The organism is Tautonia plasticadhaerens (assembly GCF_007752535.1).
Classification (GTDB): domain Bacteria; phylum Planctomycetota; class Planctomycetia; order Isosphaerales; family Isosphaeraceae; genus Tautonia; species Tautonia plasticadhaerens.
Window position 1 is genome coordinate 1,679,241 of sequence record NZ_CP036426.1, and the last position, 13,145, is coordinate 1,692,385.

9 protein-coding genes are annotated in these 13,145 nt (G+C 67.2%); 5 read left to right on the top strand and 4 right to left on the bottom strand.

Annotation, left to right across the window (positions count from 1 at the left end; genetic code table 11):
- Positions 1 to 8 precede the first annotated feature (8 nt).
- Positions 9 to 1,715, top strand: coding sequence for a DNA repair protein RecN (gene recN / locus ElP_RS06565; protein ID WP_145267852.1), 1,707 nt, complete (start codon positions 9 to 11; stop codon positions 1,713 to 1,715).
- A gap of 3 nt (positions 1,716 to 1,718) precedes the next feature.
- A complete protein-coding gene (locus ElP_RS06570; protein WP_145267853.1) occupies positions 1,719 to 3,533 on the top strand; it encodes a hypothetical protein in 1,815 nt (604 codons plus the stop codon).
- Here ElP_RS06570 and ElP_RS06575 read toward each other — a convergent pair.
- Positions 3,499 to 4,884, bottom strand: a complete 1,386-nt coding sequence (locus tag ElP_RS06575; RefSeq protein ID WP_145267854.1) for an MBL fold metallo-hydrolase — start codon at positions 4,882 to 4,884, stop codon at positions 3,499 to 3,501. The genes ElP_RS06570 and ElP_RS06575 overlap by 35 nt on opposite strands.
- A gap of 268 nt (positions 4,885 to 5,152) precedes the next feature.
- Here ElP_RS06575 and ElP_RS06580 point away from each other — a divergent pair, with 268 nt between their 5' ends.
- Together ElP_RS06580 and ElP_RS06585 are read left to right on the top strand one after the other, a co-directional pair.
- Positions 5,153 to 5,686, top strand: coding sequence for a hypothetical protein (locus tag ElP_RS06580; RefSeq protein WP_145267855.1), 534 nt, complete (start codon positions 5,153 to 5,155; stop codon positions 5,684 to 5,686).
- A 185-nt stretch (positions 5,687 to 5,871) separates the two neighbouring features.
- A complete protein-coding gene (locus tag ElP_RS06585; protein ID WP_197446763.1) occupies positions 5,872 to 6,702 on the top strand; it encodes an Ldh family oxidoreductase in 831 nt (276 codons plus the stop codon).
- 86 nt (positions 6,703 to 6,788) lie between these two features.
- On the opposite strand, the gene ElP_RS06590 is transcribed toward ElP_RS06585, so the two are convergent.
- Entirely contained in the window at positions 6,789 to 7,238 is a 450-nt protein-coding gene (locus ElP_RS06590; RefSeq protein ID WP_145267857.1) for an ACT domain-containing protein, read from the bottom strand.
- A gap of 236 nt (positions 7,239 to 7,474) precedes the next feature.
- Positions 7,475 to 9,841, bottom strand: a complete 2,367-nt coding sequence (locus ElP_RS06595; RefSeq protein WP_145267858.1) for a hypothetical protein — start codon at positions 9,839 to 9,841, stop codon at positions 7,475 to 7,477.
- Positions 9,842 to 10,063: 222 nt separating this feature from the next.
- Here ElP_RS06595 and rsgA point away from each other — a divergent pair, with 222 nt between their 5' ends.
- Positions 10,064 to 11,218, top strand: a complete 1,155-nt coding sequence (gene rsgA / locus ElP_RS06600) for a ribosome small subunit-dependent GTPase A (RefSeq protein WP_145267859.1) — start codon at positions 10,064 to 10,066, stop codon at positions 11,216 to 11,218.
- 544 nt (positions 11,219 to 11,762) lie between these two features.
- On the opposite strand, the gene ElP_RS06605 is transcribed toward rsgA, so the two are convergent.
- Positions 11,763 to 12,749 (bottom strand): sugar phosphate isomerase/epimerase family protein, encoded by a 987-nt coding sequence (locus ElP_RS06605; protein WP_145267860.1) that lies wholly within the window; start codon positions 12,747 to 12,749, stop codon positions 11,763 to 11,765.
- Positions 12,750 to 13,145: the final 396 nt, after the last annotated feature.

The following is a 13,145-nucleotide window of genomic DNA, read 5'->3' on the forward strand; positions in this document are numbered from 1 at the left end:
CGCTCGCCGTGCTCCGAGAACTGTCGGTACAGAACCTGGCCCTGATCGAGGACGCACGGATCGAGCTCCGGGACGGCTATTGTGCCTGGACCGGAGAGACCGGGGCGGGAAAGAGCCTCCTGCTGACCGCACTCGGCCTCGTGCTCGGTGGTAAGGCCTCCGCCGAACTCGTCCGTTCGGGCAAAGAGGAGGCCCGAGCCGCGGCGATCTTCGATCTGTCCGATGATGAGGCCCTGAAGGCGGAAATCGAAGCAATCCTCGGCGGCCCACTCGACGAAGACCAGCTCATCCTCACCCGGCGGATCGGCTCGAAGGGACGGAGCGTCTCCCACGCCAATGGGATGCCCGTCCCGGTGGCCACCCTCCGTCGGATCGGCCCTCGATTGATCGACGTCCACGGCCAGCATGAGACTCGGACCCTGCTCGACCCCGACCGCCAGCGCGGCCTCCTTGACGACTACGGCGGCCATGATGCGGTGCTTCTCGCCTATCGGGAAGCTCGGGAGGCACACGACGCCATCCGTCGCCGACGTCTGAGGCTGATCGAGGCGGCACAACGTCGCCATCGAGAGCGGGAACTGCTCACATTCGAGCGTGACGAGCTGTCCGCCGCCGATCCGAAGCCCGGCGAATACGAGGAGCTGAGTCGAGAGGCCCGCCGACTCGCCGGCTCCGAAGCGATCCGGGAGGCCGCGACCGAGGGATACGCGCTCTTGTATGACGCCGATCGGTCCGCCCAGGCGTTGCTGGGCAAGGTCGCCCGCCGGCTCGAACCGCTGGCCGAGTCGGTCCCGGAGCTAGGCGAGGCATCGACCTCGCTCGGCAGGATGGCGGACGAGGCTCGAGAGATCGCCTACGCGCTCCGGGGACTCGCCGATCGGTCGGGAGACGACCCGGGACGATTGGAGGATCTGGAGGCCCGCCTCGCCCTGTACCGCAAGCTAGGCCAGCGCTTCCGATGCGACCCCGATGGCCTCGCATCCCGATTGGAGCAGGTCGAGGCCGAGCTGGACTCGATCGATCGGGATGAGACCGATCTTCAACGGCTCGACGCTCCGCTCCTGGAAACTTGGTCTGTCCTGAAAGGTGCCTCGGGGGAATTGACCGAGGCCCGCCGGCGAACCTGCAAAGCATTCGCACGAGAAGTGCAGACCCACTTGAAGGACCTCAGCCTCGGGGACGCTCGCCTCGCCGTCCGCGTGGAGGCGGAGCCGATGGGCGATGACCCGACCGCCTGCCTGCCCTCCGACGGCGGGGCCGACCGGGTCGAGATCCTCTTCGCCCCGAACCCGGGAGAGCCAACCCGGCCGCTCCGGAAGATCGCCTCCGGTGGTGAGCTGTCCCGACTCACCCTGGCGATCAAGACCGTGCTCGCGGGGGTCGACCGCGTCCCCACCCTGGTGTTCGACGAAATCGACACCGGCGTCGGTGGCCGGCTCGGTGCCGTGCTCGGCAAGAAGCTGGCCGTCCTCGCCATGCATCACCAGGTGATCTGCGTCACCCACCTTCCCCAGATGGCCAGTTATGCGTCCCATCAATGGGTCATCCGCAAGCAGACTTCACGCGGGAGGACCCGGACAACCATCGAGGAGCTCGAGTCGACGGGCCGCATTGACGAACTGGCGGCGATGCTCAGGGGAGACTCGGCGGCCGAGTCGACGAAGCAGGAGGCGATGGCCATGCTCTCCGAGGCCCAGGCCGCGGGAGCCCGCTGACCGATGCCCGATGCCTCGGCACTCGACCGCTTCTCCCATCGACCCGATCCGGAACCGGGTGCTTCCTGGTTCTGCTGGGGCATCTGGCTGGCGATGACCGCCCTGGCGATCGGGTTCGTCTGCCGTTTCGGACCCGAGGTCCCGCTTTACGACGATTATGCCCTGATCCCGTACCTGGTCGGCGAGCAGGCGGTCACACCCTCCGCGCTTTGGATGCTCCACAATGAGCACCGCTTGCCGCTGCCGAAGCTGGTCCTGCTCGGTGCCTACCCGTCCTTCCGGTACGACTTCCGCGCGGGCATGTTCGCCACGGTTGCGTGCCTGTGCGCAGCCTCGGCGCTCCTCATGGTGGCGACGGCTCGCGCCCGGGGTGGGTCGAGTTATTCCGATGCATTCTTCCCGGTTGCGCTGCTGAATTGGGGTCATTCCAGTAATTTGCTCTGGAGCTGGCAGGTCCAGTTCGGCCTCTCGACCTTGCTCGGACTCGGGACGGCCGCGTTGCTCGCGGTCGAGGGCAAAGATCCGAGGAGGCGGGCCCTGGTCGCCTCGGGGATCATCCTGGCGATGCTCCCGCTCTGCGGCGCCAATGGGCTCGCAATGGTCCCTCCACTGGCCACCTGGCTCGTCGTGCTCGGGGCGTCCAGGTGCCGGTCGGGACGCCCCGGCGGTTGGATCGCCTTCGGGGCGGCGTTGCCGGGCGTGATCCTCACCCTGCTCTACTTTGTCGACTACCAGAGGCCGTCACAAATCGATCGCGCGACTGGCCCCGTCGCGGTCTTCCGGACCTCGATCCAGTTCCTCTCCCTGGGCCTTGGTCCGGTCGCGACTGACGCGTGGCGAATCGGGGGGATGGCGGTCGTGGGATTGACGATCCCCTCGATCCTCTTGCTCTGCCGGATCGGTTGGAAGAATCCGGGCGAGCGTACCAGGGCGGTCGGGTTGCTCGCGGTGCTTTCGGGGTTCGGAGTGCTGGTGCTCGGCCTCTCCTTGGGCCGGGCGGGGGGGAACGAGCGTTCCGGGCTGGAGTCCCGATATATCACGCTCGCCGTGCCGATCCCCTGCCTCGTCGCGATGTCCTGGTCGCTCTACGGGCCGATCGCGCTGCGAAGGCTGGTCCCGATGTGCCTGCTGGCCGGATCACTGGTCTTCCTCTGGCCGAACACGAGGATCGGCCTGGAGCAAGCGATCCGACGCAAAGTGCAATCCGACCCGGTCCTGGCTGATCTCCGATCGGGGATGCCGCCCCATGCCCTCGCCGCCAGGCACTCCGGATTCCTCCACCCCTCGCATGACGAGCTGACCCGGGCGTTGACCCTGCTTCAGTCATCGAGCGTCGGCGTTTTCCGCGACTTGGTCCCGGACCCACGCTTTCGGGGTATTCCCATCGACGCCTCGCCCAGCTCCCTGCGCCTCGCACGATGGGATCCCTCCACCCGCACCATCGAGGTGACGGGAGTCGATCCCTGGGTCACCTTCTCGCTCCCCGAGCGAACCGTGGTTGCAGGCATCCGCATCCGCTACGACCACGAGAACGGTGGGGACGGCTCGGCTCGGTTCAAGCTCGGCTGGCGTCGTTCCGATCAGCCGGGCTTCCCGCCCGACCAGCAATACGACGCATGGTCGCTGCCGACCGGGGAGGACCGGACGATGATCGTCTGGATCGACGCCCCGATCGACGACGTCCGGATCCAGCCCGACAACCGGCCCAGCACGTTCCGGATCGACGAGTTGACGCTCCTGATCCCCGTACCGTCGCCCCCCGATCAGGCGGGATCGTCCCGGCTCAGACCTCGAAACCCTGGCCTTTCTCCGGGATGATCACGGCGTCCCTGACGAAAGGTTGGAGCACCGGGGAGAGCGCCTCCATGCTTTCCGGCTCGCCGTGGACGAGGAAAGCGGACTGGATCCCTCCCCCGGTTTGCTCGTACCACCATGCGAAGTCGTTGCGGTCGGCGTGCCCGGAGAAGCCGTCCAGGACGTAGACGGCGCAATTCAGGTCGTGCCAGCGGTCCATGATCTGGATCCGCTCCACGCCCTCGGCGATCCGTCGACCCAGGGTCTTCTCGGCCTGGTAGCTGACGATGACCACGGCGTTGTCGGGATCCTCGACGGCGTGTCGCAGGTGGTGACGGATCCGGCCCGCCTCGCACATGCCGCTGGAGGCGACGATCACGAGGGGGCCATTCAAGTAATTCAGCCGCCGCGAGTCGTCCCAGGTCGGGCAGAAGTGGACGTCGGAGGAGTTGAAGAAGCCGCCCTCGTATTCGAGAAGGGCCCGGGCTTCCTCGGTGTAGCTGGACGGGTGCTCGCGATGGACCTCGGTCAGACGGGTCGCCAACGGGCTATCCACGTAGACGGGGATCGGCTTGACCCGGTGCTGGTGGAACAGCTCCAGGAGGGTATAGATCATCCGCTGAGTCCGGCCGAGGCTGAAGGCAGGGATGATGATCTTGCTCTGGAGTCGGATGGCCCGGAGCACGATGGCGTGCATCTGCTTAAGGAGCTTGTCGTAGGAATCGAGTTCCTTGGCGCCGTAGGTGCTCTCGGAGACGAGCACGTCGATGTCCTTGACGACCGTCGGGTTGGGCATCATCCCCATGTCCCTGCGGCCGAGGTCGCCCGTGAAGAGGAAGCGGCGGCGGGCCTCTCCCTCCTTGAAGTCGAGCTGGACCATGGCCGAGCCGAGGATGTGCCCGGCGTCGTGATAAGTCAGGGTGATGCCGGGGAGCAGCTCGGTCGGCCGCTCATAAGGCAGGCGGACGAGCCGCTCGACGACCCATTCGACGTCGGTCAGCTCGAAGAGCGGGTCGAGCGGCTCGGCGTCCGGGTTGCGGAGCTGTGCGTTCCGGGCGTCCTCCCGCTGGATGCGGGCGCTGTCCCGGAGCATGATGTTCAGGATGTCGGCCGTCGGCGGGGTCGTGTAGATGGGCCCGCGATAACCGTTGCGGACCAGCACGGGGAGTCGCCCGATGTGGTCGTTGTGGGCGTGCGAGACGATCACCGCGTCGAGGCCGGCCGGATCGAAGTCGAGGCTCCGGTTCGGGCTCTGCGGGTTGAATCGATCGCTCTCGAAGAGCCCGCAATCGAGCAGGATCTTCCGAGATCCGATCTCGACGAGGTGGGCACTCCCGGTCACCTGCCTCGTTGCACCATGGAACGTGATACGCAATCAAACCCTCCCCCCCCCGCCGACACGGCGACCCCGGGGCGGGGAACGTCCCGCCGAGTGCGGAGGATTTCGGCTCTCTTCAATAAACGTCCATCTTGCCATGCGGGGCGAGTCGCTTCAAGTCAACACGGCTCACGAGCGGTTCGGAAAACCGGGTTGCCAGCTTTCGGGGACTGGCGTAGGATTTGCACGGCGGGGCGATCGCACTTCCGCCATGCAGCTGGCCCCCGCGGCCATCGTTTCCGTCCAGGGTGAGGAGCGCCCAATCATGACGAGAGACGTGCCCGAGACCCATCCCCTGCATCGCCTCTTCCGGGGGATCACCGAGAACACATTCCATACCGAGCTCGGGATCGCCGATCCCGGCCTCGTCGGCTACGTCGCCGGGCTCCTCGCCCGGTTCGTCCCGTCTCAGGCGATTTTCAAGATCCGGGATGGCGAGGGGAGGGAAGTAACCCAGGTCTCGGCGATGATCGCCGAGGCGGAGTCCTCACCCGACGACGACCGACGGAAGGAATGTCATCGCCATGTCGGCGATTTCACCCTTTTCTGGACGGGAGTCTACCCCGAGGCACTCCCGAAGCTGCGGGAGGCGAGATTGGCAGACCACTTGGTCAACTTCCAAGAGCAGGGGAAGCGGTCCTACTTCCTCGCGAGTACGTTCGAGGGGACTCAGGCCCCGGTGCTGCGTCGCCTGAGTGCCGAATTCGAACTCTGTGCCTTCGGGCTCTCTCTCGTCAGGCAGGAATGGGAGCGGAGCGACGGGCTCTCGGATCGGATCGGCCTGATCCTGGAATCCTGAACGAGGCTCGTCCCTCCCCGGATCGAACACGATTGATCGCATCGCGGCGGCGGATCCCGGTCGAGTCCCTCGACGGCCGATCCGGCCGCTCGTCGGATGGGACCGCGACGCAGCCTGCGGTAAACTGGGGATGTGCGGCAAGATTCGCGAGGATCCGTCCAGCCTTTCCCCGGAGCGAGACGACCGTGTCTGACCCCCTCCGCTGCCGTCCCGACGGCCTCCGACGTCTGGCCACCGAACTGCTCTCCCGGGTCGGCCTGGATCGGGAGCGGGCCTCGGCCTTCGGTCGGTCGTTGCTCTGGTATGATGCGATTGGTGCCCACGAGTTCGGCATCTCGAGTCTTTCCGACTGGCTCTCCCGGATCGAGCGCGGCGAGTTCGATCCCAAGCAATGCGGCAGGGTGGGGCCGGAGCACGGATCGACGGCCGTCATGGAGGGGCTCGGCGGCCTCCCGCCGTTGCTGCTGGTCAGGGCCGCCGAAATTGCCGGGCAGAAGGCGCGGGATACCGGCGTGGGACTCGTCCGGGTGCTGGGCCTCCCGCCATCGACCGGACCCTCGGCGGCGATCGCCGCCGAGCTGGCGATCGGCCCCTATGCGGGGGCGGTCCTCGGTCCTGGGTCGGCGCAAGCCTCCGCCTTCCCGTCGGCCGAGGGTGTGCCCGTCGTCTTCGATTCGCACTTCGCCCGGCCCGACGCGGACGTGCCGGAGTCGCAGGGCCCGGTCGGCATGATGCTCGATCGGCTCGCCCCCTGGGTCCTGCTTGCGGGTGCCCAGGAGGTGCTGGTCGCCGCGGTCGCGGTGGCGGCCTTCGAGTCGCTGGGTTCCTTCCACGCCCGAGTCGCCGAAGCGATCGAATCCCGAATCCCGCCTTCCGGCTGGATCTTCCCTCGATCGTGGCAATCACAACGCCTGGAATCTCAGCAGCGTGGGGTCCCGTTGCAGGAGCCCTCGGTGTCTTTCTTGCGAGAGCGTTGTTCCGAAGCAGGGATCGACTTCCCCGGACCGATCCGTTGAAGGGCCGAGCGGGGAGAGGCGAGGGCAACTGGCCCCCGCCTCCGAATCCGAACTCGTCACGCGCCGGGGGGCGAATTCGAAGAGCCCTAACGCGAGTGTAGCGGCCTGCGTCCGCCCTCCCGATCGGACACTGACCCGTTCGAGGACGATTGGGAGAGCACCTGCATCGCCTTTTTCGGGTTGTCCAGGCGGAAGATGCCGAGCGCCTTGCCCACGCCGGCCGCCGAGGTATAGGCATACTCCACGTTGATGTGCTCGTCCGCGAACCGCTGGAGCAACTTGGCCAATGCGCCGGGCTTGTTGTCGAGTTCGACCTCGATGACGTCGGCGAACTCGGCCTCGACTCCGAGGGAGGTGAGGACCATTCGAGTCGCATCAACCTCGTCGGTGACGAGACGCAGGACGCTCCGCTCCCCGGAGTCCATGACCGACAGGGCCCGGATGTTGACCTTTTCCTGGGCCATCGCCTCGCAGATCTTGGCCAGCCGCCCCGGCTTGTTTTCGAGGCGGGCAGTCACTTCAAGGACGAATTCCATCAGACGCCTCCCGTCGCGGATCGCGACCGATTGGGAATGGAGGACGTGAAGGACAAAGGGACCCGGGATCTCGGCCTCGACTGGGGAGTCGTCGCACTCCCTCTGTCCTCCGGAGCCGACGGCTCTGGACTCGCGAACGAAGCCGAGCGGGCGGGAGGCCGAGCCCGGGCCAGACGACCGGGCGAGTCACCCTCGACGGAGTGAGGCCGAGGGGGATCCGCCCGAGGACGCGACGATCAATCCCCTCCCCCGACACCCGGGAAGGACTGGAGCGGGATGGAGAGGCCACGACCGATTCCCGAAACGCCCCACTGGGCCGGGAGCGTCTCTCGACCTTCCAGACGAATACCCTGATCGTCGACGGAGACGGTGTAGAGGGCCGGGAAGAGGAAGTTGCGGATCGCGTCGGAGGAGGGGATCAGGGAGGGGTCGATCCGGATGGTCCCCGGCTCGGCGGGGGAAGTTGCTCCCGCCTGGGGCCCGCCGGAGCCTCCCGACTGATTCGCGCCGGCGGACGAACCCGCACCCCCGGAGTACTCGCCGGAGCCGCTGTACTCTCCCGGGCTACCCGGGCTTCTCGATGAGCTGTCGAACGACCCTCTCGAGCCCGAACTGCTCCCTCCCCCCGGCGGACCGGAGGACATCGGGCGTCCCCGATCCGAGCCCCCCCCGGCCGGTCCGCCGAAGGCGGTCGCAGGGGGCGTCGCCGGGGGATGCATCGCGAGGTTCAGGGCATCCGGGAGAGAGGCGATCGCCTCCGGCAGCGTCCGGGACGGGTCGGTGACGAACATCATGGTCAGGTCCGAAGGCAATCGAGCGGCAAGGTCACTGCCAGCCGCCCATCGCTCGGCCTCGTCGGCTGACTCCAGCTCCCGACACTGGCGTGCCGCCACCGGATTGCTGGCGAAAATGAGGTACTGATTTCCGAGGGTGATCGTCGGCTGATAACCGGTGAGCCCGTAAAGACCGTCGGGGAGCTTGAGCAGGTAGGTCCGGGGCGAGGCCAGCGTCATCGAGAACTTCGGGGGCTCCGGTCGTTCGGTCGGCTGACGGTCCCCACCGGGACCTCGACCGCTCCCTCCCGGCGCTTCGGGAGGAGGGGGGGTCTGCGTCCCCTCCAGGGCCGAGGCGATCTGCTGGTTGAGGGCGAGGATCATGCCGTCGAGCTTCGGGGTGAAACTCGGGGCGTCCTTCACCTCAATCGCCACCACGAACTGGGGGAGGCCGAGCCCCCCGAGGGCGTTCATGACCCCGGCGATCGGATTCCCTCCCGCACGCTGAGCATCAGGCCGAGGCAATGTGTACGTGGCGATCTTCGGCCCGAGCGAGGCGAGGACATCGTCGCGCAGGTCGAACCGGGCCCGATCCGCGAACGCCTGTTCGAAGGCGCCGATCTGCTCGGCCAAGGCCGGGTTGTCCTGTTCGGAAAGCGCGACGATCGCGTCGAGCAGTCCGGCGGGATCCACGGAGAGGACCGACACGTCGGAGACGTCGGCAGGGATCGGCGGGAGTTCCCCCAGTGGGACCTTCGGCTGGTCGAACAGCGTCATGATCCCCTGCCGGGGGGCTGCGGCGGGCAGGCGGAGGACCGTCAACGACTCCTCGCCGTCGAAGCCCCAGCGAAGATCGGCCCGGCTCAGGCCGTTCTCCTGGGAGAGGGTCCGCTCGCCCTCGCTCGCCCCGGGCCGATCGAACCGCCAGGCGCCGAACATGACCGGCTGGAACGAGCCGTCGACCGCCATCAACTCCCGTCGAATCGGATCCTCGACGGCGTTCGGCTCCTGGCCGTCGAGCGCGGCGATTACCCGGTCGGCCCCGTCCGACCCGTCGAAGACGAAGACGAGGTCTTCCCCCTCGATCCACCAGGCCCAGTCCCCTCCCTCCGCGTCGCCGAAGGCGGGTAGGTCCATCACGACCACCTGGCGGTTGCCGCCCTTGCTGACGACCTGTGGTTTAGTACCCTGCGCGGCGATTGTGCCGATGAGCTTGCCGAAGACGGCCCGGACGTCCCGATGGGCCCCCTTCCTGATCACGAGGACCATGTAGTGCTCCCCCCGCTCGTCGTCGGCCGGGGATGCGGCCACAAACCCCTGGCGGGCGATGTGCTCCGCGATCAGGGCCACCTCGGGCCCGGTCATGACGCCGGCCGGGGCGTTCGGGGCGGCCTCGACCGCCTGGGAGATCAACTCCCGGATCATCGCGCCGAGGGTCGTGTCATTGAGAATCCCATGGGCCGCCGACCCCCGCCAGGCGTCGGGCGTGGAGTTCAGGCCCGGGAATTCCAGGAACACGCCCGTCGCCGAGGACGGGAGATATCGGGCCAGGGGCGCCGTGTCGGTCGGGATCGAGCCGAGATCGACGAGCGGCGCCCCGGCCGCCTCGGCCTGTTCGCCCTCGCCTTGCTGAGGAGGCTGCCCCCCCTGGACGCCCGCCTGCCCCCCGGGCCCCGACCCAAAATTCCCCGGACGGCCGGGCTGCTGGGGGTAGCCGCCGCTGCCCCGACCAGGTCCCTGGGCGGAGGCGTTCCCCGAGGTCAACGAGGCGGCCATCAAGGCGGCGGTCATCAGGACGGCCAGACGGTCTCGGCGAGGGTCGAGTCGCACGGGTCGGTCCTTTCCTCTCAGCTCGGTCGGATTCGGGGCCGTCGGGGGGGCGGCCGAGGGTCGCCCCGGACGAGCCTCCGATCGCCCAATTCGCATCGTATCCGTCGCGCAGGACCCGCGCCAACAACCCCGAGCGATTGACACCGCCCCGAGGCGGGCCATACCCTTCCCCCAGGAGATCATCCGGCCTCGATCCGATCCAGCAAGGGGACACGAATTACCGTGTCGAAGAAGAAGAAGGTCCGCGTCGCGTTTCGCAAGAACCGGCAGAACCGGACCCGAGCCAATGACCTGACCCAGCGATTCGAGGCCGGGGACCTCCGGGGCGCCGACCCCGTCGCCGCCGAGCGAGTCCGGGCCAAGGGAGCCCTCTCCCGGCATCGGACGGTAATGCAGGAGGTCGAGGAGAAGGGGGAGGAGGCCCCGGAGAACGACCCGATGGCCTCCCTGGCGGTCGACCTTTCCGAATGCCTCCCCGGCCGGGTCCTCCGCGTCCACGGGCTGGAGTCGGTCGTCGAGGCCGAGGACGCCAGACGCTACCGATGCGGCGTCCGTCGGGTACTCAAGAACCTGGCGATCGAGGGCAGGAACGTCGTCGCCGTGGGGGATCGCGTCTGGTTCCGGCCCGTCGGCGAGGACCAGGGGCTTATCGAGAAGGTCGAGCCCCGTTCGGGGACCGTCACCCGGGGCTATCGCCACCGGGAGCATGTGATCGTCTCCAACGTCGATCAACTGCTCATCGTCTCGGCGTTCGCCGAGCCGGAACTGAAACTCCCCTTGATCGACCGCTACCTGATCTCGGCCGAGAAGGGGGGGGTGCGGCCCGTCATCGTCCTGAACAAGGCCGACCTGGTCCCCCTGGCCGATTACCAGTGGGTCTTCGGCCTCTATGCCCAGCTCGGCTACGAGGTGATCCCCTGCTCGGCCAGCGACGGCCTGGGGGTCGACCGGCTGAGGGAGGTGCTCGCCTCGGGCACGACGGCCCTCTCCGGCCAGAGCGGCGTCGGCAAGACCTCGCTGCTCAACGCCGTCCAGCCGGGGCTGAACCTGCGGGTCGGAGAGGTCTCCTCGTGGACCCGCAAGGGGACGCATACCACCACCTATGCGGAACTCCTGAGGCTCCAGCAGGGCGGGTACGTCGTGGACACCCCCGGTCTCCGACAGTTCCAGCTCTGGGACGTCGAGCCCTGGGAACTGGAGCAGTATTTCATCGAGTTCCGCCCCTACATCCCCCATTGCCGGTTCCCCGACTGCTCCCACATCCACGAGGCCGACTGCTCCGTCAAGGTTGCCCTGTCCCGCGAGCAGATCCACGAAGGCCGTTATGAGAGCTATTTGAAGCTCTACCATCAGCAACCGATCGAGGGAGAAGGGTAGGAACGTCGTCCCCCGACCTCTTCATCCACCTTTAATAGGGCTGGATCGGCTCGGCCGATCCAGGACTGGCTGGGACATCGCTCACCAGACCAGTCCCCCCCGGGGCTACGCAGATCGCGTCGCATCGGGCTCGACGTTCGCGCCGTCGACCGGTTTCCGTCCGGTTTTGCCCGGGCGGGGCCGGCTGATCCGGACGACCCGGGGCCAGATCTAACGAGTTGCCCCGCATGCCTGCCGTCGCTTCGACCCGGCCGGTCATCGCCGAGGACCTTCGCGAATCCTCCCGGGAGACGGGTCGACCTCCTGACGCCCGAGACGGCCTCGGGCCGACCGATTCTCGATCACTTCATTGTCCCGTCGTACCCGCGAGGCGCGAATCAACAGGGCTCGATCCAGTGTCGTGCCGTTGGGGCAATTGACGTCGCGGGTTCGCGACGCCCCGGACCGCTGAGTCGAGCTGACTTTCGCGACGACCCTCCATGGTCCTTGACGAGCCTCGGGCCGTGATTACTCGGGGAACATGCCAAACCGCAAGAACCCGTCGTCATCGCCTGAGGGATCGGAGGTACGAAGCCGAGCGGTCAATCCACCCGCCGGCACGCAGTTCCCAGGGGATCGCCTCGAGGTCTTCGGGTCGTTCGATCCGGCCGGTCAGGAACCCTCGCTCGCAGTCGAACGCCAGTCGGATGACGGCGGCCAGCATGCTCGGGCTCAGGTCGGGGAAGTAGGCGAGCCAGTTCGGGTCGAAGATCGGCAGGTCGTAGATCCTCGGGTGCAGCTCGATCGAGAGGTTCAGCATCGGGTTGTGCGACTCGAGGATCGTCAGGAGTTCCGGGATGGGAAGGCAACCCTCCCCGACCGGCCTCGCGTGCCAGACCAGGCCGCGCGGGGAGAAGCCGAGCACCGCGTCCTTGACATGAGTCATCAGCACGAGCGGGGCGAGGCGCTCAGTCGCCGAGATCGGGTCGTCAAGGCGCATCGGGAGGTTCCCCGTGTCGAGCGTCACCCCCAACACGTCATCCCCCACGTCGTCGACGAGGCGGAGCAACTCGTCGCACGTCAGGTCGGCGTGCGTCTCGACGGCGACCCGGATCCCGAGATCCAGCAGATCGGGCCGCATGGCGAGGAGGGTCGACCGGGCGGCCTCGCATTGCAACGACCAGGGAGAATCCCCTCGGAATCGGTCGTGGCGATTGCCCACGAATACCCGCGCATGAGAAAGACCGAGCGCCGAGACCGCTTCCAGATGAGGGCGGTACCACCGGGCCCGGGCCTCGGGCTCGATCGGCATCCCTACCGGGCTTCCCAGCCCGAACGGATTCGGGCTGGGAAGCCCGATCTCCAGGGATTGACCAAGTTCGTCGGCCCGGCGGCGGAATTCGGCCAGGCGGCCCTCGTCCAAGCCCGGATCGATCGCCGTCGGCTCGAGGAACTGGACACCCTCGAGCCCATGATCGGCGGCGAACTCCAGGGCCTCACTCGGCCCGAGACCGAGGTGGCCGATCGTATACAAGTCGAGCCCGATCCGCATCGCAACACTCCTCGGGTTCCGACGATCACACGATGACGAACTCGCCGGGACCCGGCAAGGTCGAGGTCCTCACCTCCTTTCATTCCCGACAGCGAGGACCAGGGCCGATTCTTCGAAACCCGTTCGTCCCACCACGATCGACCGCGACCGTATGGTCGATTCGGCTCTCAAGCCGTGCATCAGTTCCAAAAAAACTTGACGATCGCCGAACAATGCCGTATTTTGGCCGCCGCATTGAGAGACACCAATCACTCGATCGTTCGCCATGAGGCCATGACCACAAGGATGATCGCATCAGAGTTTTGAACGATCCGAGCATGATTTGAATCGTCCGGATCCTCGAAACCGTGGTCGCCGATCGAAAGGAAAAAGTGCGTGACGATCCCGGCCGCAAGG

What these genes read in the sequence shown, in the direction of transcription:
- ElP_RS06605 (WP_145267860.1), bottom strand. Translation starts at nt 12,749, where the DNA reads ATGCGGATCGGGCTCGACTTGTATACGATCGGCCACCTCGGTCTCGGG.
- ElP_RS06580 (WP_145267855.1), top strand. Translation starts at nt 5,153, where the DNA reads ATGACGAGAGACGTGCCCGAGACCCATCCCCTGCATCGCCTCTTCCGG.
- ElP_RS06570 (WP_145267853.1), top strand. Translation starts at nt 1,719, where the DNA reads ATGCCCGATGCCTCGGCACTCGACCGCTTCTCCCATCGACCCGATCCG.
- ElP_RS06590 (WP_145267857.1), bottom strand. Translation starts at nt 7,238, where the DNA reads ATGGAATTCGTCCTTGAAGTGACTGCCCGCCTCGAAAACAAGCCGGGG.